Source organism: Buttiauxella sp. AC142, from assembly GCF_979253435.1.
In genome coordinates this window covers 4,255,684-4,278,270 of record NZ_CEEDCH010000001.1, presented here as the reverse complement: position 1 = coordinate 4,278,270, position 22,587 = coordinate 4,255,684, and the positions used below count along the sequence as shown (strand labels likewise).

21 protein-coding genes are annotated in these 22,587 nt (G+C 52.6%); 14 read left to right on the top strand and 7 right to left on the bottom strand.

All coding sequences use genetic code 11. The features are described 5' to 3' along the window. Positions 1 to 107: 107 nt before the first annotated feature. From AC0IWZ_RS19970 to glyS, 3 genes are all read left to right on the top strand, one after another. Positions 108 to 419: a YsaB family lipoprotein gene (locus AC0IWZ_RS19970; protein WP_471680519.1), complete on the top strand. Its 312-nt coding sequence runs from the start codon at positions 108 to 110 to the stop codon at positions 417 to 419. 108 nt (positions 420 to 527) lie between these two features. Next, the gene (glyQ, locus tag AC0IWZ_RS19965) at positions 528 to 1,439 is read left to right on the top strand and encodes a glycine--tRNA ligase subunit alpha (protein ID WP_034499364.1); all 912 of its coding nucleotides are present in this window, start codon (positions 528 to 530) and stop codon (positions 1,437 to 1,439) included. Between the two features lie 9 nt (positions 1,440 to 1,448). Next, positions 1,449 to 3,518 (top strand): glycine--tRNA ligase subunit beta, encoded by a 2,070-nt coding sequence (gene glyS, locus AC0IWZ_RS19960; RefSeq protein WP_034499361.1) that lies wholly within the window; start codon positions 1,449 to 1,451, stop codon positions 3,516 to 3,518. Positions 3,519 to 3,572: 54 nt separating this feature from the next. Here the strand turns inward: glyS and uspF are convergent, their stop codons facing one another. The 3 genes from uspF to AC0IWZ_RS19945 all read right to left on the bottom strand — a co-directional run bounded on the left by uspF (position 3,573) and on the right by AC0IWZ_RS19945 (position 6,123). Then, the gene (gene uspF, locus AC0IWZ_RS19955) at positions 3,573 to 4,007 is read right to left on the bottom strand and encodes a universal stress protein UspF (RefSeq protein WP_034499358.1); all 435 of its coding nucleotides are present in this window, start codon (positions 4,005 to 4,007) and stop codon (positions 3,573 to 3,575) included. Positions 4,008 to 4,180: 173 nt separating this feature from the next. Next, entirely contained in the window at positions 4,181 to 4,471 is a 291-nt protein-coding gene (locus tag AC0IWZ_RS19950) for an HTH-type transcriptional regulator (protein ID WP_034499356.1), read from the bottom strand. Positions 4,472 to 4,740: 269 nt separating this feature from the next. Then, entirely contained in the window at positions 4,741 to 6,123 is a 1,383-nt protein-coding gene (locus AC0IWZ_RS19945) for an aromatic acid/H+ symport family MFS transporter (RefSeq protein WP_471678635.1), read from the bottom strand. A 370-nt stretch (positions 6,124 to 6,493) separates the two neighbouring features. On the opposite strand from AC0IWZ_RS19945, the gene AC0IWZ_RS19940 reads away from it, so the two are divergent. Continuing rightward, the gene (locus AC0IWZ_RS19940; RefSeq protein ID WP_034499352.1) at positions 6,494 to 7,204 is read left to right on the top strand and encodes a DUF3053 domain-containing protein; all 711 of its coding nucleotides are present in this window, start codon (positions 6,494 to 6,496) and stop codon (positions 7,202 to 7,204) included. 275 nt (positions 7,205 to 7,479) lie between these two features. Then, positions 7,480 to 7,692, top strand: coding sequence for a transcription antiterminator/RNA stability regulator CspE (gene cspE, locus AC0IWZ_RS19935; protein WP_034499351.1), 213 nt, complete (start codon positions 7,480 to 7,482; stop codon positions 7,690 to 7,692). Positions 7,693 to 7,769: 77 nt separating this feature from the next. On the opposite strand, the gene yiiM is transcribed toward cspE, so the two are convergent. Continuing rightward, positions 7,770 to 8,444, bottom strand: a complete 675-nt coding sequence (gene yiiM / locus AC0IWZ_RS19930) for a 6-hydroxyaminopurine reductase (RefSeq protein WP_471678636.1) — start codon at positions 8,442 to 8,444, stop codon at positions 7,770 to 7,772. Positions 8,445 to 8,514: 70 nt separating this feature from the next. Beyond that, entirely contained in the window at positions 8,515 to 9,135 is a 621-nt protein-coding gene (sodA, locus tag AC0IWZ_RS19925; protein WP_034460735.1) for a superoxide dismutase [Mn], read from the bottom strand. A gap of 286 nt (positions 9,136 to 9,421) precedes the next feature. Here sodA and AC0IWZ_RS19920 point away from each other — a divergent pair, with 286 nt between their 5' ends. Together AC0IWZ_RS19920 and rhaT are read left to right on the top strand one after the other, a co-directional pair. Next, on the top strand, positions 9,422 to 10,843 hold the full coding sequence (locus AC0IWZ_RS19920) for an arabinose isomerase (protein ID WP_471678637.1): 1,422 nt from the start codon (positions 9,422 to 9,424) through the stop codon (positions 10,841 to 10,843). Positions 10,844 to 11,034: 191 nt separating this feature from the next. After that, the gene (rhaT, locus tag AC0IWZ_RS19915; protein ID WP_172892980.1) at positions 11,035 to 12,069 is read left to right on the top strand and encodes an L-rhamnose/proton symporter RhaT; all 1,035 of its coding nucleotides are present in this window, start codon (positions 11,035 to 11,037) and stop codon (positions 12,067 to 12,069) included. 95 nt (positions 12,070 to 12,164) lie between these two features. On the opposite strand, the gene rhaR is transcribed toward rhaT, so the two are convergent. Next, complete coding sequence (rhaR, locus tag AC0IWZ_RS19910) at positions 12,165 to 13,040, bottom strand: HTH-type transcriptional activator RhaR (protein ID WP_410373270.1); 876 nt, start codon at positions 13,038 to 13,040, stop codon at positions 12,165 to 12,167. A 75-nt stretch (positions 13,041 to 13,115) separates the two neighbouring features. Continuing rightward, positions 13,116 to 13,952 carry an HTH-type transcriptional activator RhaS gene (rhaS, locus tag AC0IWZ_RS19905; RefSeq protein WP_034499330.1) on the bottom strand — a complete coding sequence of 279 codons (837 nt, stop codon included), beginning with the start codon at positions 13,950 to 13,952 and terminating at the stop codon, positions 13,116 to 13,118. A 301-nt stretch (positions 13,953 to 14,253) separates the two neighbouring features. On the opposite strand from rhaS (AC0IWZ_RS19905), the gene rhaB reads away from it, so the two are divergent. The 7 genes from rhaB to AC0IWZ_RS19870 all read left to right on the top strand — a co-directional run bounded on the left by rhaB (position 14,254) and on the right by AC0IWZ_RS19870 (position 22,563). Then, positions 14,254 to 15,726 carry a rhamnulokinase gene (gene rhaB, locus AC0IWZ_RS19900; protein ID WP_471678638.1) on the top strand — a complete coding sequence of 491 codons (1,473 nt, stop codon included), beginning with the start codon at positions 14,254 to 14,256 and terminating at the stop codon, positions 15,724 to 15,726. Continuing rightward, on the top strand, positions 15,723 to 16,982 hold the full coding sequence (locus AC0IWZ_RS19895; protein WP_115626980.1) for an L-rhamnose isomerase: 1,260 nt from the start codon (positions 15,723 to 15,725) through the stop codon (positions 16,980 to 16,982). The genes rhaB and AC0IWZ_RS19895 overlap by 4 nt, the downstream gene beginning before the upstream one ends. 69 nt (positions 16,983 to 17,051) lie before the next feature. Further along, on the top strand, positions 17,052 to 17,876 hold the full coding sequence (gene rhaD / locus AC0IWZ_RS19890; RefSeq protein WP_034499326.1) for a rhamnulose-1-phosphate aldolase: 825 nt from the start codon (positions 17,052 to 17,054) through the stop codon (positions 17,874 to 17,876). A gap of 83 nt (positions 17,877 to 17,959) precedes the next feature. After that, positions 17,960 to 18,952 carry a rhamnose ABC transporter substrate-binding protein gene (rhaS, locus tag AC0IWZ_RS19885; RefSeq protein ID WP_034499325.1) on the top strand — a complete coding sequence of 331 codons (993 nt, stop codon included), beginning with the start codon at positions 17,960 to 17,962 and terminating at the stop codon, positions 18,950 to 18,952. Between the two features lie 95 nt (positions 18,953 to 19,047). Beyond that, the gene (locus AC0IWZ_RS19880) at positions 19,048 to 20,559 is read left to right on the top strand and encodes a sugar ABC transporter ATP-binding protein (protein ID WP_471678639.1); all 1,512 of its coding nucleotides are present in this window, start codon (positions 19,048 to 19,050) and stop codon (positions 20,557 to 20,559) included. Beyond that, the gene (locus AC0IWZ_RS19875; protein WP_034499321.1) at positions 20,559 to 21,566 is read left to right on the top strand and encodes an ABC transporter permease; all 1,008 of its coding nucleotides are present in this window, start codon (positions 20,559 to 20,561) and stop codon (positions 21,564 to 21,566) included. The genes AC0IWZ_RS19880 and AC0IWZ_RS19875 overlap by 1 nt, the downstream gene beginning before the upstream one ends. Then, the gene (locus AC0IWZ_RS19870; RefSeq protein WP_034499319.1) at positions 21,559 to 22,563 is read left to right on the top strand and encodes an ABC transporter permease; all 1,005 of its coding nucleotides are present in this window, start codon (positions 21,559 to 21,561) and stop codon (positions 22,561 to 22,563) included. Before AC0IWZ_RS19875 ends, AC0IWZ_RS19870 begins: the two co-directional genes overlap by 8 nt. The last annotated feature ends 24 nt before the right edge of the window (positions 22,564 to 22,587 follow it).

Here is a 22,587-nt window from a genome sequence, read left to right as displayed (position 1 = left end):
TTTTGTCTTCGTGCTCTTGCCAGATATAAAGTGGATTTGCAGAATGCGGAATACCTGTTAATTATTGAATAACAATAACGATTTTAACGTACACATAACTAATGATGATGCCAAAAATAAAAAATTGCCGTTGGCTGCTGATTTTTGCCGCCGTGTTACTCAGTGCCTGTAGTCATTCGGAACAACACCCACAATACGCGCAAGTCGCTCAGCATCCGGCCATCCAGGGCGAAGCGATGATCGAAACCTGCAAAGGAGAAGCGGCGCATCGTTACAACACGCGCGCCGATCGCATCAGCGTGGTGGATTTTAAACAGTATCAGGGGAGCTATGAGATTCTTGGCAGCACCACGCGCCGGGAAGGATTCACCTGCTCCTTCGACGAAAGTGGTCAATTCTTGCACCTTTCGACGACATAAAGCCGCAACGCAAGGCAAACGCACGTGCATTCGGGCTGTATATCTTGCCATCAAAAGGTATACTGACCGCTTCTCTTTTTAACCCTCTCGAACGCGTGCGAAATCAACATGCAAAAGTTTGATACCAAGACCTTTCAAGGCCTGATCCTGACTTTACAGGACTACTGGGCTCGCCAGGGCTGCACCATTGTTCAACCTTTGGACATGGAAGTCGGCGCCGGCACCTCTCACCCAATGACCTGCCTGCGGGCTTTAGGGCCAGAGCCGATGGCGACTGCTTATGTGCAGCCATCTCGCCGTCCTACCGATGGCCGTTACGGTGAAAACCCGAACCGCTTACAGCACTACTATCAGTTCCAGGTGGTGATCAAGCCTTCTCCTGACAACATTCAGGAGCTGTACCTTGGGTCGCTTAAAGAGCTGGGTATGGACCCAACGATTCATGACATTCGCTTCGTAGAAGACAACTGGGAAAACCCAACGCTGGGTGCCTGGGGTCTGGGCTGGGAAGTGTGGCTTAACGGCATGGAAGTGACGCAGTTCACTTACTTCCAGCAAGTTGGCGGCCTGGAATGTAAGCCTGTAACCGGTGAAATCACTTACGGTTTAGAGCGTCTGGCGATGTACATCCAGGGCGTAGACAGCGTTTATGATCTGGTCTGGAGCGATGGCCCGCTGGGTAAAACCACTTATGGCGACGTGTTCCACCAGAACGAAGTTGAGCAATCAACTTACAACTTCGAACACGCCGATGTGGAATTCCTGTTCTCCTGCTTCGAGCAGTATGAGAAAGAAGCGCAGCACCTGCTGGCGCTGGAAAACCCGCTGCCACTACCTGCTTACGAACGCATTCTGAAAGCCGCGCACAGCTTTAACCTGCTTGATGCCCGCAAGGCCATCTCGGTTACCGAGCGCCAGCGCTACATTCTGCGTATTCGTACTCTGACCAAAGCCGTGGCCGAAGCCTATTACGCTTCTCGTGAAGCGCTTGGCTTCCCGATGTGCAATAAGAATAAATAAGAGGCTGCCATGTCTGAAAAAACTTTTCTGGTGGAGATTGGCACTGAAGAGCTGCCACCAAAAGCCCTGCGCAGCCTGGCTGAATCCTTCGCTGCGAACGTTACAGCGGAACTGGATGCGGCGAATCTCGCTCACGGCGAAGTAAAATGGTTTGCGGCACCACGCCGTCTGGCGCTGAAAATTTCCAACCTGGCTGAGTCTCAGCCTGACCGTGAAGTTGAAAAACGTGGTCCGGCAATTTCTGCGGCATTTGACGCAGAAGGCAAGCCAAGCAAAGCCGCTGAAGGCTGGGCGCGTGGTTGTGGCATTACGGTTGAACAGGCAGAGCGTCTGGCAACGGACAAAGGCGAGTGGTTGATGTACCGCGCCCATGTTAAAGGCGAAAGTGCGCAAGCCCTGCTGCCTGCGATGATTGCCACCGCGCTGACCAAACTGCCGATTCCAAAACTGATGCGCTGGGGCGATAACAACACCCAATTCGTGCGTCCGGTTCACACCGTGACTCTGCTTCTGGGCGATGAAGTGATTCCAGCCACTATTCTGGGTATCGCATCTGACCGTGTTATTCGCGGCCACCGCTTTATGGGCGAGCCGGAATTCACAATTGATAACGCCGACCAGTACCCTGAAATTCTGTTCACGCGCGGCAAAGTTATTGCCGACTACGAACAGCGTAAAGCGGTGATCAAAGAAGGCGCTGAAGAAGCGGCTCGCAAGATTGGCGGTAATGCTGATCTGAGCGAAAGCCTGCTTGAAGAAGTGACTTCTCTGGTGGAATGGCCAGTTGTTCTGACCGCGAAATTCGAAGAGAAATTCCTCGCCGTTCCTGCGGAAGCGCTGGTTCACACCATGAAAGGTGACCAGAAGTACTTCCCGGTGTACGCCAACGACGGCAAATTGCTGCCGAACTTTATCTTTGTTGCCAACATCGAGTCGAAAGACCCGATTCAGATTATCTCTGGTAACGAGAAAGTTGTGCGTCCGCGTCTGGCAGATGCAGAGTTCTTCTTCAACAGCGACCGTAAAAAGCGCCTCGAAGACAACTTGCCGCGTCTGGAAACCGTCCTGTTCCAGCAACAGCTCGGTACGCTGCGTGACAAAACTAACCGCATCGAAGCCCTTTCAGGCTGGATTGCTGGCCAGATTGGCGCTGATGTTAACCACGCCACTCGCGCCGGTTTGCTGTCTAAATGCGACCTGATGACCAACATGGTGTTCGAGTTTACCGACACCCAGGGCGTGATGGGCATGCACTATGCGCGTCACGACGGCGAAGCCGAAGACGTTGCTGTTGCGCTCAACGAGCAGTATCAGCCGCGTTTCGCGGGCGACGAACTGCCGTCTAACCTGGTGGCTTGCTCAGTTGCGATTGCCGATAAAATGGATACCCTCGCGGGCATCTTCGGTATCGGTCAGCATCCAAAAGGCGACAAAGACCCGTTTGCTCTGCGTCGTGCCGCCTTGGGTGTTCTGCGCATCATCGTTGAGAAAAATCTGCCGCTGGATCTGCAAACTCTGACCGAAGAGGCCGTGCGCCTTTACGGCGAGAAGCTGACTAACCAGAAGGTTGTCGACGAAGTCATCGACTTTATGCTGGGCCGTTTCCGCGCCTGGTATCAGGAAGAAGGCCACAGCGTGGATACTATCCAGGCCGTACTGGCGCGTCGTCCAACCAAACCTGCTGATTTCGATGCGCGCATGAAAGCGGTTTCGCACTTCCGTACCCTGGAAGCGGCGTCAGCTTTGGCGGCTGCGAACAAGCGTGTATCTAACATTCTGGCGAAGTCAGACGAAACGCTGCAAGACCACGTACGCGCTTCTGTTCTGAAAGAAGCGGAAGAAATGGATCTCGCCCGTCAGTTGGTTATCCTGCGCGATAAACTGGAGCCGTTCTTCGCTGAAGGCCGCTATCAGGAAGCGTTAGTCGAACTGGCCGCGTTGCGTGAGCCAGTCGATAAGTTCTTCGACAAAGTGATGGTGAACGCAGAAGATAAAGAGCTGCGTATCAACCGTCTGACGCTGCTGGCTAAACTGCGCGAGCTGTTCTTGCAGGTTGCAGATATTTCGTTGCTTCAGTGACGGTATAGCGTTGAATAAAAAACCCGCCTCGGCGGGTTTTTTTATGGCTAAAACTCAGCGAACAACCAGCACAGAACACCTCGCGTGGCGAACCACGGCTGCAGCGTTTGAACCAAGTAAATAAGTCGACATGCTAGGTCGGTGAGAGGCGAGAATAATCACATCGGCATCAATATCTTCGGCAAGCCCGAGGATATGATCTTTTGGTGTACCGCTCAGAACATGCTTTTCGATACGGTCGTCCGGAATCTTAAACTTAGCGATGATATCGCTCAGTGTTTCCAGGGCAGCCGCCTCCCTTTCTCTGGCATCCGGCGCAATCGAAGCATAACCCAGGCCGTAAGAGGCAAAATAGGTATAGTCGGGGATAACGGCCAGGAAGTGGATTGTGGCATCGTCGAGCTTTGCATAGTTTTCAACATGCGGAATGACCTGTTTGGTCAGTTCCATTTCAGAGATATCGATAGGAACGAGGATTTTCTTAGACATACAACCTCCTGTTGATTGCTTGTGATAACCCTCTTTAATTTATGGTTAATATTTGCGATTTCTGTAGTGACCTGGGTCTAAATTTGGGAAATTGTCGCGGCGCTCATGCAAAAACAACAAACCCCGCATCAGGCGGGGTTTTGGTTAAGGCAATCAGGGTACAAATGATCAAATTATTCCATCAACTGCTTACTGATGGTTGGATTCGCTTGTATCAAGCGCATCAACTTCAGTTCGGTATTGGAGGGTCTGAGTCGTTTTGATTCCCACTCCTGTACCATCGTCACGCTAACACCCATTGCGCGGGCAAAATCATCAATCTTAAGTCCGGTACTTTTTCTTAGTTGTTCAAATTCAGAAAATGCATTGGGCTTATCACTAAGAGCCATCATTTGTGGCCTGTCTTTAAACACAATCTGCTCAAGGTTGCTCAGCAGCTCAATCATTGGATCTTTATATTCCATCGAGTACTCCTCATAAATCACACAATGGACAGTGAACACGTAAGAAGCTCATTAAGAGTAGTTCGAAAAAAAGCGGGCCGATGATTTTCAGGCTAACTATTTTTTTACTGGCAGCGGCTTATGCGTTTCAGCAAAAAAACTAAGCGGCATAACGAATTGAAAACTCGGTGGAGTTGGGGAGTCAGTATAAATTTGTAAATAGATATGCAAATTATGCAAAACGGCGGGGCTAGCCCGCCGTGTACCTGTTTAAGTAAAAAAATTTGCCATCATGCTTTTTGCGTAGCTTTTTCCAGCTCGTGATTTTCTACGCGATTTGCTCCCTGCGCTCGCAGGCCCGCCCAGGATTTCACCATCAGCGCAGTGGCAGAAAGCACTGCCGGAATCGCCAGTAACATGAAAATAGTTTTGAATGACAGCTCGGCCTGCATCAGGAATGCACCACTAAATGCCCCCAGAATACCGCCGAAACGCCCAAGCCCTAACATCCACGCCACGCCGGTTGCACGCCCTTGCGTTGGATAAAAGCCCGCTGCCAGCGCAGGCATCGACGATTGTGCGCCATTCATAATGGTGCCTGCGATAAACACCATCACACCCATTAACACCAGGCTTGAGGTCGAGAAACCGACCAGGCAGACGAACACGCCTGTCAGCAAATAACCCATCGCGACCACTTTGTTCGGGTTTAGCTTGTCCATCAGCGCACCAATAATGAGCACGCCAATGCCACCGCCCAGCGGGAACAGCGCGGTGATAATTGACGCCTGGCTCAGTGTTGCTCCGGTTTCACGAATCAACAGCGGCAGCCAACTGGTCAGGAGATAGAAAATCAGCAAGCCCATGAAGTAGGTGATGCACAGCATTAATGTTCCCACCAGATAACGCGGTGAGAAAATCACGCCAAGCGCGGTTTTATCTTTGATATGACCACCCACTTCGTTCAGCACGAAGCGCAGATTTTCACCCGACGGTAACGGGGCGATACGCCGCATAATCGTGGCGATATCTTTTTGCGGCTTGTTTTTTACCACCAGATAGCGGGCTGATTCAGGAAGCCAAATCATTAGCACCACGGACAGAATCAGCGGCATCACACCGCCGAGCACTAAAACGCTCTGCCAACCGTAGTGGGGAATCATCCACGCGGAGACAAAACCGCCCATTGATGACCCAATCGGGAAGCCGACGAACATCAGGTTCACCAACAGCGCACGTTTACGCTCGGGTGCGTATTCAGACATCAATGTTGCGGCATTGGGCATGGCGGCACCAAGACCCAGACCGGTTAAAAAACGCAGCAGGGCGAGGGACGTCAGGCTGGTGGCAAAGGCGGTCAGCAAGCTAAATCCGCCGAAAACCAGAATCGAGAGCACTAACACTTTTTTGCGCCCGATGCGGTCAGCCATTGGCCCGGCGGTTAACGCGCCCACCGCCAGCCCAACCAGAGCCGCACTCATTACCGGGCCAAGATCGGATTTCTGCACACCCCATTCCTGCACCAGATCAGAGGCGATAAAACCGATGATTGCGGTATCGAAGCCGTCCAGTGCTACGGTAATAAAACAGAGAACGAGGATCATCCATTGGTATCTGGAAAAGCGATTGTTGTTTATAAATGCCTGAATATCAGTCGTTGTTGTCTTTGTCATAAGGCATGTCCTGTAGGATACAGAGATGTTCGATTATCGAACAATAATTCGTTAATCGTTCGTTAAATCAAACCACTCAGCAGGCTATTGGGCAATCATCCCTCCAGTGTTAGTGTGCGATTATCGTACTGATTACGTGAGTGTTGACGGAAATATTGGAATTAATCTTTTAATATTAATAGCTTGGTAGTGATTTCTCGGCGACAAAGCGACGCCGAATTTGTGAGAAAGATAACAATCATGCAACATCAATTCGCCTTAAGAGATTAATGCGAAAGGGTATCTTGCAAAGTCAGGTTGGACTATCCTTAGCAGCATTATTGGGTACGCATTTGTGCTTTGGCACTGAATGGTGAAAGGAGTAGAAAAGATGGCGACAGGTAAGTCCTGGTCACGCTGGTTTGCGCCGCTTGCGGCAATTTTAATGGTAGTGAGCTTGAGCGGTTGCTTCGATAAAGAAGGCGATCAGCGCAAGGCATTTATCGATTTCCTGCAAAATACGGCGATGCGCAGCGGTGAACGTTTGCCGACGCTGACAACCGACCAGAAAAAGCAGTTTGGCCCGTTGGTTTCTGATTACGCGATTCTGTATGGTTTCTCCCAGCAGGTGAACCAGGCGATGGACGATGGCATGCGTCCGGTAGCCGACAGCGTAAACAGCATTCGTGTACCGCAGGATTACATGACCCAGAGCGGTCCACTGCGTCAGGCGAACGGTTCTCTGAATGTGTTAGGCCAGCAAGTCCAGAATGCAAAAATGCAGGCTGACAGCGCACGTTCCACGTTGAAACAACCAGACGATCTGAAAGTGGTGTACGACAAGGTTTATGAGAAAGTGGTTATTGCTCCGGCAGAAGCCATGGCTCCGTTGATCCCAGCGGCACAAACCTTTACTGCGCAACTGGTGCAAGTGGGTGATTTCATCCAGCAGCAGGGGACTCAAGTTGGTTTCACCGCGGGTGGCATTCAGTTCCCAACGTCACAGCAAGCCAGCCAGTACAATTCGCTGATTGCGCCGCTGGCGTCACAGCATCAGGCGTTTATGCAGGCATATTCAACGGCAAAAAACTCCATGCAGTAATGGCGATTTCCCCCGCTTAATTGCGGGGGATCCCAGAGGTGGCTTGAGCTCCAGCCCTGTGGACGGCTAAAATAAACCTTGTTATTCACCCTGCTTATATGAGTTAATACATCCATCGGTTTGAAGCACAGAACCTTTAAGCAGTTTAGTAGCGCAGTCCTCAAAGAGTTATCATAGATACCCTTCGACGTGATCTACCTTCCTTTATCGCTTTAAAAATCTGTAAAACATTCCAATTGCGCCGGAAGGCAAATTTAATTTAAAAGGTAATATCTATGTCTAACAAAATGACTGGTCTCGTAAAATGGTTCAACTCTGACAAAGGCTTCGGCTTCATCACTCCTGACGATGGCTCAAAAGACGTGTTCGTACACTTCTCTGCTATCCAGAACGATGGCTACAAGTCTCTGGACGAAGGCCAGAAAGTGTCTTTCACCATCGAAAGTGGTGCTAAAGGCCCAGCTGCTGGTAACGTAACTAGCCTGTAAGGTTAGCGTTAGCAAAGCTAAGAATTTAAAAACCCGCCTCGGCGGGTTTTTTCGTATCTGGGGTTTACTTACCCAACTTACTTACCAAATAAACGCCGCGAATTATCCTCGATCTTCCCGGAAATGCGCCGTTTCTGCATGGTGCGCGTCCAGCTAACGGACAACCCCGCCGCCGACAGCAATCGGTGATACTGCTCATCATCAAACGGCATATGCCATGCCGTAGCAATCGCTTCTGCCACCGTCACATCACTCAGACGAGAAACCAGCTCCAGCGGTGATTCCGTCGATACATTTCCCGCCAAAACCACCCGATACAGCCAACCGCAATAACCCGTTTCCTGCATCAAGGACGACATATCATGAATGCCAAAATGGTAATTCAGCTTGTAGCACGGCGAACGCGGCTGCGTGACCTGAATCAGTGCGTCGCCCCAACGGAAAATATCGCCGATATAAACATCTTTCTCGGTCAGGCCTTCGGTCGATAAATTTTCACCATAGGCCGGAGCTGTAAATAGTTCTGCCTGCTCAGGGAATTCACGTGCCCAATAGATGTAATGCTCACGTGGATAGTGGCACAACGCGCGATCTGGCCCACCGTGAACAACTTTTTCAGCCTGCTGATTGCCTTCCAGCCCCAGTTCGGTGAGTTTAAGTTCACCGTCCACCTCATATTTGGCGATAGCGCTGGGTTTGCTGCCTTCGTATTCGCGGACTTTGCCAAGATAAATGTTTAGCGGATAGTGCATCTGAACCTCCCTGCAACAGACATAAAAAAAGCGAGCCATCAGGCTCGCCTCTCGTCAGCTGCAATGCAACTTATTTTTTAGCGGCAAAACGTGCTGCTGCTTCGTCCCAGTTCACGACATCCCAGAATGCTTTGATGTAGTCAGGGCGACGGTTTTGGAATTTCAGGTAGTAAGCGTGTTCCCAAACGTCCAGGCCCACGATTGGGAAGCCGGAAACGCCAGAAACTGCTTCGCCCATCAACGGGCTGTCCTGGTTTGCAGTAGAAACGACAGCCAGTTTGTCACCTTTCAGAACCAGCCACGCCCAGCCGGAGCCGAAGCGAGTTGCTGCTGCTTTCTCAAATTCTGCTTTGAAGTTGTCAACGCTACCGAAATCACGCTCGATTGCCGCCTTCAGGTCACCTTGCAGGGTGGTGCCAGTTTTCAGGCCTTTCCAGAAGAAGCTGTGGTTAGCGTGGCCGCCCGCGTTGTTACGCAGAACGGTTTTTTTGTCAGCTGGCAGTTGATCCAGTTTAGCGATCAGCTCTTCAACTGGCAGGCTTGCGAACTCTGGCAGAGATTCCAGCGCTGCATTCGCGTTATTAACATACGCCTGGTGGTGTTTGCTGTGATGGATTTCCATCGTTTGCTTGTCGAAATGAGGTTCCAGGGCGTCGTAAGCGTAAGGCAGGGATGGCAGGGTATAGCTCATATTCATTATCTCCTCGAAGGGGTGGATAGATAAATGAGCGGCGAACAACCTGTTAACGCCGCGTAATCAGTTGGTTCATTATAGTTAATTAAATGATATTGAAAATGATTATCAATGCCGTACTTTTTATAAGGTTATCGCTTTTCGGCATGTTGGCGAAAATGTGAGCATTGTCAGGCGGATAAATCGTTTTTTGCCACGCTGTTCAGAAACTGGCATTACGGCAAAGGCAGTGCAGCAAAATTAGGGTGATAGTCGGCGTTTCTTTGAATCCTGGAGCACCATCATGTCGCTTAATGTCGCCCTTTTTGGTATTGGCCTTGATACTTACTGGCCGCAGTTTTCTGGTCTGGAACAACGTCTGACGGGTTACTTGCAGCACATCGACCAACGCCTCACGAAGCTGAATGCCACGGTGATCAACGGCGGCCTGATTGATAGCGTGACCAAAGCCGATACTTTTGCCACGCACCTGCAAAGCCAACCGGTCGATGCCATTGTGCTTTATATCAGCACCTACGCGCTGAGTTCCACGGTTCTGCCGCTGGTACAAAAGATCAACAAGCCGGTGATTATCCTCGCCCTGCAACCCGAGCTGGGTTTGCCGTACGGGAAAATCCGCGACATGGCCGATCGTGGCGAACGCACCGGCGAATGGCTGGCCCATTGCCAGGCGTGTAGCGCACCTGAACTGGCGAACGTGTTTAATCGGGCGGGGATTCGCTACCAGCTGCTTGTGGGCGCATTGCAGGGCGATGAATACGTCTGGCAGCAAACGGAACAGTGGCTGCAAGCGCTGGAGGTGCAGAAGGGGTTAGCGGCCTGCCAGGTGGGTGTGCTTGGCCACTATTACGACGGTATGGTCGATGTTTACAGCAACATGACTAACCTGAGCGCCAGACTCGGCGTGCGCTTCAAACCGCTGGAAATGTGCGAACTGGCGGAATATCGCGAACAGGTGGCGGCGGACACCAGCACGCAAAAATGGCAGGAGGTGGAAGCCTCACTGCAAATCGACCCGGCTTGTGAAAAAGCCGAACTGGAGCGTGCCGTACAAACCGCCTGCGCCATGGACAAACTCATCGAAAACAATCACCTCGGGGCGCTGGCTTACTATTACGAAGGGCGCAACGGCAACGCCTACGAAAATATTATTACTTCGATTATTCTCGGCAACACGCTGCTGACCCAGCGCGGTATGCCGGTCGCCGGAGAGTATGAAATCAAAAACGTGCTGGCGATGAAAATCCAGCAGTTGCTGGGGGCGGGTGGCTCGTTTTCAGAACCCTACGGCATTGAATTTGCCGACGATGTCGTGCTCTGGGGGCATGATGGCCCGGCGCATCCATTGATGGCGCAAGGTGACGTGCGCCTCGTCCCGCTGCCGGTTTATCACGGCAAACCGGGCAAAGGCGTGTCGATTCAGATGACGGTAAAACCCGGCCCGGTCACTTTCCTGTCTATTGTGGAGGATGCGAAAAACGGCGTGCGTTTGCAGTATGCCGAAGGGCAAGCTGTTGCAGGGGAAGTGCTGGATATCGGCAACACCAACAGCCGCTATCGCTTCCCGTTATCCGCGCGTGATTTCACCACACAATGGTGCCTCGGCGGGCCTGCGCATCATTGCGCGATCGGGCTTGGCCATCAGGGCGAGGTTCTGGAAAAGCTCGCCTGGCTCCTGGATGTGCAAAGCGTGAAAATCTGTTAACCCGAAAAACGAGCGACGGCGGGTATAAAGAACTGTGACCGCCGTCAATCGTACCCCCTGAATTTTGCCAGTTTCCCCCCCGTTACGGCAGCACATAGAAGGTTCGCAAGTTGCTCACTCTTTAGACTTACTCGCAATGGGGTAATGCGCTGTCACCCCTGCGTTTTTTAGTTAAAACAGAGGGATGGATAATGAGTAATGCAATAACAATGGGGATAATTTGGCATCTGGTGGGTGCTGCAAGCGCCGCCTGTTTTTACGCCCCTTTTAAGAAAGTTCAGCACTGGTCCTGGGAAACCATGTGGGCAATTGGCGGTTTCGTCTCGTGGATAATTTTGCCATGGCTGGTCAGTTACATTCTGCTTCCTGATTTTTGGGCTTATTACGGTTCATTCAATGCTTCCACGCTGCTGCCGGTATTCCTGTTCGGCGCGATGTGGGGCATTGGTAACATCAACTACGGCCTGACGATGCGCTATCTCGGCATGTCGATGGGCATCGGTATTGCGATTGGTATCACGCTGATTGTCGGCACGTTAATGACACCCATTATTGCCGGTAAATTTGATGTCTTAGTGGGAACACCTGGCGGGCGCATGACCCTGCTGGGCGTGCTGGTGGCATTGGTTGGTGTGGCGATTGTGACCCGCGCAGGCCAACTCAAAGAACGCAAAATGGGTATCAAAGCCGAAGAGTTCAACCTGAAAAAAGGGCTGGTTCTGGCGGTGATGTGCGGCATCTTCTCGGCGGGTATGTCTTTTGCGATGGACGCAGCAAAACCAATGCATGAAGCTGCTGCCGCGTTAGGCGTTGACCCGTTGTATGTCGCGCTGCCAAGCTACGTAATCATCATGGGCGGGGGGGCGGTGATTAACCTCGGTTATTGCTTCATTCGTCTGGCAAACATGAAGAGTTTGTCGATAAAAGCCGACTTCTCGCTGGCAAAACCGCTGATCATCAGCAACGTGCTGTTCGCAGCCCTTGCCGGTTTGATGTGGTATCTGCAATTCTTCTTTTACGCCTGGGGCCACGCCAAAATCCCGGCACAATACGACTACATGAGCTGGATGTTGCACATGAGCTTCTACGTGTTGTGCGGCGGATTGGTTGGCTTGATCATGAAAGAGTGGAAATCAGCAGGCAGAAGGCCGGTTGGTGTGTTGAGCATCGGTTGCGTGGTGATTATTATTGCTGCGAATATCGTCGGTTTGGGCATGGCTGCGTAATACCCGTCATACTTCAAGCCGCAGGGGCGTTGGCTGCACTCACTTACCCCAGTCACTTACTTCAGTAAGCTCCTGGGGATAAGTTCTTTTGCCTCCTACCTGCAACTTGAATTATTTAGGGTATCCAATTGAAGGGTATATCGTTGGCGCCACATCCGTGGCGTCATCCCCGTTTCTTTCGTAAACACCACCGAAAAGTAATTGCTGTCCTCAAAGCCGCAGCGCGTGGCGATATCCCCAATCAACAGTTCACTATGACGCAGCAAATCCTGGGCCTGGCAAATCTTTAACTGACGCAAATACTGGCTAATCGTCATGCCGGTTTGTTGGCGAAAGAACTGGCGTAATTGGCGCTCTGCCACCTGATGCTGCTGGCAAAACTGCGACAGCTCAAAAGGCACATCGAGACTTTTTCCCAGGGCTGCCATCAGTAAATCGAGGGTTTCGTTGCTGTCAGGCCCGGCGGAGTCCTGGGATTGATAACGGTGGCGACGCAGCAAAATACACAGTTGCAGAAACAGGCTTTCCGTCAAACATAACGATAGCGCATCGGGCTTCACGCTTTCGTGTTCCAGTTGGGCGATTAACTGCCTTGCTTGCGCCATACCGTGGCTGCTCAGTCGCCAGCGCGGGTCCTTCCCTGCCACCGTGGTGTTTTGCAGCAAATCCTTCCAGTCGACGTTCAGTTTCAGCCGTTCCGGGCAGTAAATAATATTATGCAGTACCAGGCCGTTGACGGATTCGTAGCTGTGGCGGTCTTCGGCACGAATGTAAAACAGGTCGCCGCAGGTAATGCGATAAGGGCGGTCATTGAGAATATGCAGGCCGTTGCCGCGCCACACCAGAACCAGCTCGCAGAAATCATGGGTATGTTCGGCAAAGACGTTTTGCGGATAGCGGTCAGCCACCGCCACGGGCTGCGTGGCAGAGGCGAAAAAATCTGCTTTCTTGAGAACTAAATGACCCGCCACCGTGATGCCTCAAAAACCGAAAGAATCAGAAAGTATTGGCTTTTTTGGCTAAAAAAACGGTGACTGCCTTCGCGATTACTGAAGTTGCGTGTCGCGCCCCTGGCGAATCTCACGCGGGGACCAGGAAAACTCACGCTTAAAAAGTGTCGAAAAATGGTTACTGTCGCCAAAACCGCACTGGAAGGCGATTTCCGTCACGCTCTCCTCGCCATGACGCAGCAAATGACGCGCTTTCATCAGGCGCAAACGGTTGAGATAACGCTGCGGGGTCATGCCGGTTTGCTGTTTAAGCTGCCGATGCAACGTGCGCAAGGAAAGAGTGAATTGTGAGGCTAACTGTTCCCAACAAATCTCCTCGGCAAAATGGTCTTCCAGCCACGCCATCAGTTGATTTAAGCGGCCTTCCGAGTTGCTTACGCCTTCCATCATGCTGCCTTTACGCAGCAACACCAGAAGCTGCATAAACAGAATTTCACGATTGGCGACGGCGTGCGTGTCCGCCGCTTCGCCAATTTGCTCAAACTGATCGATCAGGCCGCGTACCTGTTGCAGCACCGGCTGGTTTACACGCCAGTGCGACGGATAATTGCCGTCTAGTTCCTGCGGCAGCAGCTTATCGAGGCCGGACAAAAAGCAAAACGCATCCGGGGCGCGATACAGAATATTGGTCAGGCACAGATTTTCGGTGTGCTCGTACAAATGGCGGTCGTGGTCACGTACAAAGCAGACCGAACCGCCACTCAATGTGTAGGGCTGGCCGTTAAAAACGTGCGTTCCAGTGCCATGTTCCACAATGACAATTTCATAAAAATCATGATGATGTTCAGGGAATGCAGCCTGGGGTAAACGCGGCTCAATCGCCACGGATGAATGTCCAGATGGGAAAAAGTCAAAACCATGTAATACCGTCATCATTACCCCCAAGCTTTTTTTAACATGGGCAGATAGTAGGTAACGATTCTCATCTGCACCTTAAAGTTTCGACACGAAATCAGTTAAAACTTGCTCGTTTTTTAAGAACGGACGGGAATTATCAGGAAATGCGGAGAGCGTCACAGGGCAGCTTTATGGGGGATAAACATGAATCTGTGACATCACTCACGTTCACCTTTGCCTTTTTGCCAATGGCTGATAGGCACTGTCAGTGTCGAGAAGGTGGACGACGGCGTTACTTTTTAGAGTGGGGGCAATTAATTTAGCAAGGACCCCCAAAATGACTCTACGCCATAGTGTTGCGGTAGACCTGGGCGCATCAAGCGGCCGTGTCATGCTGGCGCGTTTTGATAGCGACACTCGCAGTATCTGCCTGCGCGAAATTCATCGTTTCACTAACTGCTTAAAACTGGCCGAAACTTCCACCATCTGGGATGTCGACGCGCTGGAAGATGAAATCCGTATCGGCCTGCAAAAAGCCTGCGACGAAGGCATTGCTATCGACAGCATCGGCATCGACACCTGGGGTGTGGATTACGTGCTGATTGACCGCGAAGGCAAGCGCGTCGGGCAGCCTATTTCCTACCGCGATAGCCGTACCGATGGCGTGATGGACATCGCGCTCAAGCAACTGGGCCGTGAAGATATTTACCGCCGCACCGGCATTCAATTCCTGCCATTTAACACGCTCTATCAGTTCCGTGCGCTGGTGGAACAGCAGCCGGAACTGATCGATAACGTCGAGCACGCCCTGTTGATCCCGGACTATTTCTGCTTCCGCCTGACTGGCGCACTGAACTGGGAATACACCAACGCAACCACCACGCAACTGGTGAATATCAACAGCGACAACTGGGATGAAACGCTGCTCGACTGGGCGGGCGTGCCGCATAAATGGTTCGGCACACCGACGCATCCGGGCAACGTTATCGGGCAGTGGATTTGCCGTGAAGGCAACAAAATCCCGGTGGTTTCGGTTGCCACGCATGACACCGCCAGCGCGGTGATTGGTGCACCGCTGAAAGACAAAGATGCCGCGTATCTCTCTTCCGGCACCTGGTCGCTGATGGGTTTTGAGAGCAAAACGCCTTATGCCAATAGCGCGGCGCTGGCCGCCAATATCACCAACGAAGGTGGTGCGGAAGGGCGCTATCGGGTGCTCAAAAACATTATGGGACTGTGGTTGTTGCAGCGCGTGACACGCGAACTGGACATCACCGATCTGGCTGATCTTATCGATCGCACCAGACAAACACCGGCCTGCCGTTTTGTGATCAACCCGAATGACGATCGTTTTATTAATCCGGAAAGCATGAGCCGCGAGATTCAGGCGGCGTGTCGCGAAAGCAACCAGCCGGTGCCGTTCACCGACAACGAACTGGCGCGCTGCATTTTCGACAGCCTGGCGCTGCTGTATGCCAAAACGCTGTCAGAACTCGCCTCCGTCCGTGGCCGCCCGTTTAGCTGCCTGCACATTGTCGGTGGCGGCAGCCAGAATGCCTTACTCAATCAGCTATGCGCCGATGCCTGCGGTATTCCGGTGTTCGCCGGGCCGATTGAAGCCTCAACGCTCGGCAATATCGGCTGCCAGTTAATGGCGCTGGACGAAATCACTGATGTCGATGACTTCCGCAAAGTAGTCGCCGCCAACTATGAACTGAAATCTTTTTCCCCCGAAACAGAAAGCGAAATTGCCCGTTATATCGCGCGGTTTCCGCTGAACATTCAAACACGAAAGGAGTTTTGCGCATGACCACATCTCTTGAAACAGCCTGGGAACTGGCGAAACAGCGCTTTGCTGCGGTCGGTGTTGATGTTGAAGCCGCACTGCAACAGCTCGACCGTTTACCGGTTTCTATGCACTGCTGGCAGGGCGATGACGTTGCCGGATTTGAAAACCCGGAAGGCGCGTTGAGCGGCGGGATTCAGGCGACGGGTAATTACCCCGGTAAAGCGCGCAACGCCGCTGAATTACGCTCGGATCTGGAACGCGCATTAAGCCTGATCCCTGGGCCAAAACGCCTGAATCTGCACGCGATTTATCTGGAGTCTGAACAGCCGGTTTCCCGCGACAAAATCAAACCAGAACATTTTAAAAACTGGGTTGAGTGGGCGAAAACCAACAAATTAGGGCTGGATTTTAACCCGTCTTGCTTCTCGCACCCGTTAAGCGCCGACGGTTTTACGCTTTCGCACGCTAACGATGAAATCCGCCAGTTCTGGATTGACCACGTTAAGGCCAGCCGCAAAGTGTCCGCGTACTTCGGTGAACAATTGGGCACGCCGTCAGTCATGAACATCTGGATCCCGGATGGCATGAAAGATATCACCGTTGATCGATTGGCCCCGCGCCAGCGTTTAGTCGCCGCACTTGATGAAGCGATGAGCGAAAAACTCAATCCGCAGCATCACATCGACGCGGTAGAAAGCAAACTGTTCGGCATTGGTGCAGAAAGCTATACCGTCGGCTCCAACGAATTCTATTTTGGTTACGCGACCAGCCGCCAGACCGCACTGTGTCTGGATGCCGGCCACTTCCACCCGACCGAAGTTATCTCCGACAAAATCTCCAGCGCGATGTTGTATGTGCCGCGCCTGCTGCTGCACGTGAGCCGCCCGGTGCGTTGGGACAGCGACCACGTGGTGCTGTTGGATGATGAAACTCAGGCGATTGCCAGCGAGATTATTCGCCACGATCTGTTCGATCGCGTGCACATCGGCCTGGATTTCTTTGACGCCTCCATTAACCGCATCGCCGCATGGGTTATCGGCACCCGCAACATGAAGAAAGCGCTATTGCGTGCATTGCTCGAACCTACCGAAACTCTGCGTCAGCTGGAGCTGGAAGGCGATTACACCGCGCGTCTGGCATTGCTCGAAGAGCAAAAATCGCTGCCGTGGGCGGCGGTCTGGGAAATGTATTGCCAGCGCAACGACACGCCGGTTGATGCCCAGTGGCTGAAAACAGTGCGGACTTATGAAAAAGACGTGTTGAGTCAACGCGCTTAACCACCCTCATCCCGGCCTTCTCCTAAGAGGGAGAAGGGGAAAAACGAACACAACAGGAACCACAAGACTATGCAGAACATCCTTAACGCCTGGTTTGTAGAAGGCATGATCAAAGCAACGAGCGACGCTTGGCTGAAAGGCTGGGACGAGCGCAATGGCGGTAACATCACCATGCGTCTGGATGAAGCGGATATCACGCCATTCCAGGCTGAATTCCATGCCGCTCCGCGTTATATCGCCCTAAGCCAGCCGATGCCTGAACTGGCGAACACGCCGTTCATCGTGACCGGTTCCGGAAAATTCTTCCGTAACGTGCAGCTCGACCCGGCGGCAAATATTGGCGTGGTGAAAGTGGACAATCGCGGTACGGGCTACCACATTTTGTGGGGGCTGGAGAACGAAGCGGTGCCGACGTCTGAACTGGCTTCGCATTTCCAGTCACATATCGTGCGTATCAAAACCACCGGCGGAAAAGATCGCGTCATTATGCATTGCCACGCCACCAACCTGATTGCCCTGACTTACGTGCTGGAAAACACGACCGACGTGATTACCCGCAAATTGTGGGAAGGCAGCACCGAGTGCCTGGTAGTGTTCCCGGACGGCGTGGGCATTCTGCCGTGGATGGTGCCGGGTACCGATGAAATTGGCACGGCGACCGCGGGCGAGATGACAAAACACTCGCTGGTGTTGTGGCCGTTCCACGGGGTATTTGGTAGTGGCCCAACGCTTGATGAAGCGTTTGGTCTGATTGATACCGCTGAGAAGTCTGCCGAAGTATTGGTAAAAGTCATTTCGATGGGTGGCATGAAACAAACCATTTCTCGTGATGAGCTTATCGCGCTGGGCAAGCGTTTTGGCGTCACCCCATTAGCCAGTGCTTTAGAGCTTTAAGTCGTAAACATAGAGCGGGTTAACCCGCTCTATGACAAAAATAAAAAACACCTGCAAACCCTACATACATCGGAGTACAAGCAATGAAAACTAAAGCAATATTAGGTTGTACGCTCACCGTTGTCGCACTGGCTCTGTCCAGCTCTGCCCTTGCTGAAGTGAAAATCGCGCTGGTGGCGAAATCCCTCGGGAATGGTTTCTTTGAAGCCGCAAACGTCGGGGCGCAGGAAGCCGCCAAAGAGTTGGGGGATGTAAAAGTTATTTATACCGGCCCAACCACGACAACCGCCGAAGCACAAATTGAAGTTCTCAACGGCTTGATCGCTCAGGGTGTTGATGCCATTGCTATTTCTGCCAATGACCCAGACGCGCTGGTTCCGGTGCTGAAAAAGGCCATGCAGCGCGGCATTAAAGTGGTTTCTTGGGATTCCGGCGTGGCAAAAGAGGGCCGCCAGATTCACCTTAATCCTTCCAATAACGCATTGATTGGCGAAACCAACGTCAAGCTGGCGGCTGATGCATTAAAAGCGATGAACCTGGAAAAGGGCGACGTCGCGATTCTGAGCGCCACACCCACCTCAACTAACCAGAATATCTGGATTGCTGAGATGAAAAAGGTGCTGCCGAAATATCCTTCCGTGAACCTGGTGACAGTCGCTTATGGCGATGATCTGTCTGATAAAAGCTACCGCGAAACCGTCGGCCTGTTGAAATCCTACCCGGATTTGAAAGTGATAGTCTCGCCGTCGTCCGTCGGGATTGTTGCCGCGGCGCAAGCGGTGAAAGACCAGGGCAAAATCGGCAAAGTTTATGTGACTGGCCTGGGTTTACCGTCAGAAATGGCGGGTGCGGTGAAATCTGGTGCGTCGAAAAGCTTCGCTATCTGGAACCCTATTGATTTGGGCTACGCCGCAACTTATCTGGCGGATGATTTAGTCAAAGGAACCGCCACCAAAGATGAAGCCAGCATGGGCAAATTGGGCAAAGTGAAACTGGATGCAGACGGTAGCGGCGCGATGGCTGAACCGTTTGTTTACGATGCCAGCAACATCGATAAATTCTCCAAAATATTCTGATTGGCTATTAAACAACCCTCACCCTAACCTGTTTTCCCCCTCTCCTGGGGGAGAGGGTCGGGGTGAGGGCGATCTGATTTAATGGGGAATTTACCATGACACTCACTACACCATTGCTGTCCCTGAAGGGGATAACGAAAGTCTTCCCCGGTGTGCGCGCGCTTGAAAACGTCCACCTCGATTTGTGGCCAGGAAAAGTCACGGCGCTAATCGGTGAAAACGGCGCAGGTAAATCCACACTGGTTAAAGTCATGACCGGGATTTATCAGCCGGAAGAGGGCGAACTGCTTTATAAAGCGATACCGATAACGCTGCCAAACCCGGAAGCGGCGCACAAAGTCGGCATCACGGCGATTCATCAGGAAACGGTGCTGTTCGATGAACTGACCGTCACCGAAAACATTTTTGTCGGCCACTATATTTATCGCGGCTTCTTCAAGAAGCTCGACTGGCCCGCCATGCACCAACAAGCGCAAGACATCCTCACTCGCCTGGAAGTGCAAATTAACCCTCGCGCCACACTCAAAACGCTGAGTATTGCCCAACGTCACATGGTGGCGATTGCCCGCGCGCTGTCGTTTGAAGCGCAGGTCGTGATTCTCGATGAGCCAACCGCCGCACTTTCGCAGCATGAAATCGTCGAGTTCTATCAAATCGTTGAGCGCCTGAAAGCCGAGGGGAAAGCGATACTGTTTATCTCGCACAAGTTCGACGAGATTTTTGCCATCGCCGATCACTACACCATTTTGCGCGACGGTATCTATATCAGTTCCGGGCAAATCAGCGAGATAACCGAAGAGCGGATGGTCACCATGATGGTCGGGCGCGAAATCACTCACGCCTTCCCGAAAGTGAATTGCGAGCCAGGCGAGGTGGTGCTGGAGGTGAAAGACCTCTGCCATCCAACCGAATTTGCCCATATTGACTTCCAGTTACGCAAAGGGGAAATCCTTGGTTTCTACGGTTTAGTCGGTGCCGGGCGTACCGAATTAATGCAGGCGCTATCGGGTATTTCGCGCCCGTCCCACGGCGAAATCTTGCTCAACGGCCAGGCGATGCAGTTCCGCCAGCCAGCGGACGCGATCAAAGCCGGGATTGTCTGCGTGCCGGAAGAGCGTCAGAAGCAGGGCGCGATTATCGAACTGCCGATTTATCAAAACATTAGCCTGCCCCAACTGAGCCGCCTTAACCCGCGCGGTATCTTAAACGATGCGCGCGAATGGGCGTTGGCGGACGAATACGCCAAACGTTTACAGGTAAAAGCCTTTAGCTGGAAACAGCCGGTTGAAACGCTTTCCGGCGGCAACCAGCAGAAGGTGGTGATCGGCAAATGGCTGGCAACTCAGCCGGAAGTCATCATTCTCGACGAACCGACCAAAGGTATCGACATCGGCTCGAAAGCGGCGGTGCACCAGTTTATGTCCGAGCTGGTTGGCCACGGTCTGGCGGTGATCATGGTGTCGTCAGAATTGCCGGAAGTGATGGGCATGGCCGACCGAATTATCGTGATGCACGAGGGGCTGATGGTGGCGCAATTTGAGGCAGGTGAAGCGAGTGCTGAGATGATTGTTAGCGCCGCCAGCGGTTCCCATGAGGAGGCAGCATAATGTGGCAATCTCTTCTCAAACATCGCGAATTCCTGCTGGCGGGCGTCATCTTGCTGATGATTCTGGGGATTGGCAGCCGCGTGCCGTCGTTCCTGGCGCCCGGCAACCTCGTAGAAATGTTCAATGACACCTCGATTCTGATCATTCTCGCCCTCGGCCAGATGATGGTGCTGCTGACCAAAGGCATTGATTTGTCGATGGCGGCGAACCTGGCGCTCACCGGCATGATTGTCGCCTTGCTTAACTTCCACTATCCGCAAATCCCGGTCTGGGCGCTGCTATCCCTGGCGACCGTTCTTGGCCTGGTGATGGGGGTGATTAACGGTTTGCTGGTCTGGAAGCTCGGCATTCCGGCGATTGTCGTCACGCTTGGCACCATGAGTATTTATCGCGGCATTATCTTCCTGCTCTCAAACGGCGGCTGGATTAATGCGCATCAGATGAGTAGCGATTTTCTCGGATTGCCGCGAGCGGTAGTGCTGGGCATGCCGTTGCTCAGTTGGTGTGCGGTCGCGGCCCTTTTGCTGGTGGGGTATTTCTTGCGTTACAGCCGCACCGGGCGGGCGATGTACACCGCGGGCGGCAACGCGACGGCGGCGTATTACACCGGAATCAATGCCGGGAAAATGCAGTTCATCAGTTTTAGCCTCTCGGGAGCGCTGGCCGGTTTTTGCGGCTATTTGTGGATTTCTCGATTTGCCGTTGCGTATGTCGATGTCGCTAACGGTTTTGAACTGCAAATCGTCGCAGCCTGTGTGATTGGTGGAATTAGCACCATGGGTGGAATCGGGCGTGTGCTTGGATGCCTGCTGGGTGCTCTGTTCCTCGGCGTGATCAACAACGCGCTGCCGGTGATTGGCGTATCGCCATTCTGGCAAATGGCGATATCGGGTGCGGTGATTGTGATTGCGGTGCTGCTTAACGAACGCGGCAATAAACGCAAAGGGCGGCTGATTCTGCGCGACGCAGCGCTTGCGCGACAAACTTCGGGAGCGAGCCATGAATAAAACGCTGATCTCTGAATCTGTGCCATCGCAGGCTGGAGCGGCTCCGCTGTTGCGCCGTTTGCTGTGCTGGGAGTCATTTTTACTGGCGGTAACGCTGGCTGTCTTTGTGGTAAATGCGCTGGCTTCACCGTATTTCCTCAACATCTGGAACCTGTCAGATGCCACCTTTAACTTCACGGAAAAAGCGATCATCGTTTTGCCGATGGCGATGTTGATTATCGCCCGTGAAATCGATTTGTCTGTAGCGTCAACCATTGCGCTCAGTTCAACGGCCATGGGCTTTTGCGCTCAGGCAGGTGTCGATACCGCAGGGCTGGTGTGCATCGGGCTTGGCGTCGGGTTGTTGTGCGGTTTGTTCAATGGCCTGCTGGTCACGCGTTTTAACCTTTCATCAATTGTTATCACCATCGGCACCATGAGTCTGTATCGCGGCATTACCTACATTTTGCTGGGCGACCAGGCGCTAAACCACTACCCCGAAAGTTTTGCCTGGTTTGGGCAGGGCTATGTCTGGGGGGCATTGTCGTTTGAATTTGCGCTCTTCATTGTGCTGGGGGCGGTTTTCGCCTTCCTGCTGCATAAAACTAACTTTGGCCGCCGGACTTACGCCATCGGCAATAACCCTACCGGCGCGTGGTATTCCGGCATCAACGTGAAACGCCACAACCTGATGTTGTTTGTGCTGGTGGGCGTGATGGCAGGGCTTGCCTCCGTGTTGCTGACCTCGCGTCTTGGCAGCACACGCCCGACTATTGCTATGGGTTGGGAGTTAAGCGTGGTGACCATGGCGGTGCTGGGCGGCGTCAATATTCTGGGCGGCTCTGGCAGCATGGCGGGCGTGATCATTGCCGCGTTCCTGATGGGCCTCGTCACCTTCGGGCTCAGTCTTTTGAATGTGCCGGGCATCGTGATGTCGATTATTGTCGGCGCGATGCTGATTACCGTGATTTCACTACCGATTATTACCCGGCGTTTTTTAGGTCGTCGGCGAGTTTGATTTTTTCCCTCCCTGGTTCTCCCC

What these genes read in the sequence shown, in the direction of transcription:
- sodA (WP_034460735.1), bottom strand. Translation starts at nt 9,135, where the DNA reads ATGAGCTATACCCTGCCATCCCTGCCTTACGCTTACGACGCCCTGGAA.
- AC0IWZ_RS19950 (WP_034499356.1), bottom strand. Translation starts at nt 4,471, where the DNA reads ATGGAATATAAAGATCCAATGATTGAGCTGCTGAGCAACCTTGAGCAG.
- AC0IWZ_RS19895 (WP_115626980.1), top strand. Translation starts at nt 15,723, where the DNA reads ATGACCACATCTCTTGAAACAGCCTGGGAACTGGCGAAACAGCGCTTT.
- AC0IWZ_RS19940 (WP_034499352.1), top strand. Translation starts at nt 6,494, where the DNA reads ATGGCGACAGGTAAGTCCTGGTCACGCTGGTTTGCGCCGCTTGCGGCA.
- uspF (WP_034499358.1), bottom strand. Translation starts at nt 4,007, where the DNA reads ATGTCTAAGAAAATCCTCGTTCCTATCGATATCTCTGAAATGGAACTG.
- AC0IWZ_RS19880 (WP_471678639.1), top strand. Translation starts at nt 19,048, where the DNA reads ATGACACTCACTACACCATTGCTGTCCCTGAAGGGGATAACGAAAGTC.
- cspE (WP_034499351.1), top strand. Translation starts at nt 7,480, where the DNA reads ATGTCTAACAAAATGACTGGTCTCGTAAAATGGTTCAACTCTGACAAA.
- AC0IWZ_RS19875 (WP_034499321.1), top strand. Translation starts at nt 20,559, where the DNA reads ATGTGGCAATCTCTTCTCAAACATCGCGAATTCCTGCTGGCGGGCGTC.
- rhaB (WP_471678638.1), top strand. Translation starts at nt 14,254, where the DNA reads ATGACTCTACGCCATAGTGTTGCGGTAGACCTGGGCGCATCAAGCGGC.
- AC0IWZ_RS19870 (WP_034499319.1), top strand. Translation starts at nt 21,559, where the DNA reads ATGAATAAAACGCTGATCTCTGAATCTGTGCCATCGCAGGCTGGAGCG.
- AC0IWZ_RS19970 (WP_471680519.1), top strand. Translation starts at nt 108, where the DNA reads ATGCCAAAAATAAAAAATTGCCGTTGGCTGCTGATTTTTGCCGCCGTG.
- yiiM (WP_471678636.1), bottom strand. Translation starts at nt 8,444, where the DNA reads ATGCACTATCCGCTAAACATTTATCTTGGCAAAGTCCGCGAATACGAA.
- rhaS (WP_034499325.1), top strand. Translation starts at nt 17,960, where the DNA reads ATGAAAACTAAAGCAATATTAGGTTGTACGCTCACCGTTGTCGCACTG.
- AC0IWZ_RS19920 (WP_471678637.1), top strand. Translation starts at nt 9,422, where the DNA reads ATGTCGCTTAATGTCGCCCTTTTTGGTATTGGCCTTGATACTTACTGG.
- rhaD (WP_034499326.1), top strand. Translation starts at nt 17,052, where the DNA reads ATGCAGAACATCCTTAACGCCTGGTTTGTAGAAGGCATGATCAAAGCA.
- glyS (WP_034499361.1), top strand. Translation starts at nt 1,449, where the DNA reads ATGTCTGAAAAAACTTTTCTGGTGGAGATTGGCACTGAAGAGCTGCCA.
- rhaS (WP_034499330.1), bottom strand. Translation starts at nt 13,952, where the DNA reads ATGACGGTATTACATGGTTTTGACTTTTTCCCATCTGGACATTCATCC.
- glyQ (WP_034499364.1), top strand. Translation starts at nt 528, where the DNA reads ATGCAAAAGTTTGATACCAAGACCTTTCAAGGCCTGATCCTGACTTTA.
- rhaT (WP_172892980.1), top strand. Translation starts at nt 11,035, where the DNA reads ATGAGTAATGCAATAACAATGGGGATAATTTGGCATCTGGTGGGTGCT.
- AC0IWZ_RS19945 (WP_471678635.1), bottom strand. Translation starts at nt 6,123, where the DNA reads ATGACAAAGACAACAACGACTGATATTCAGGCATTTATAAACAACAAT.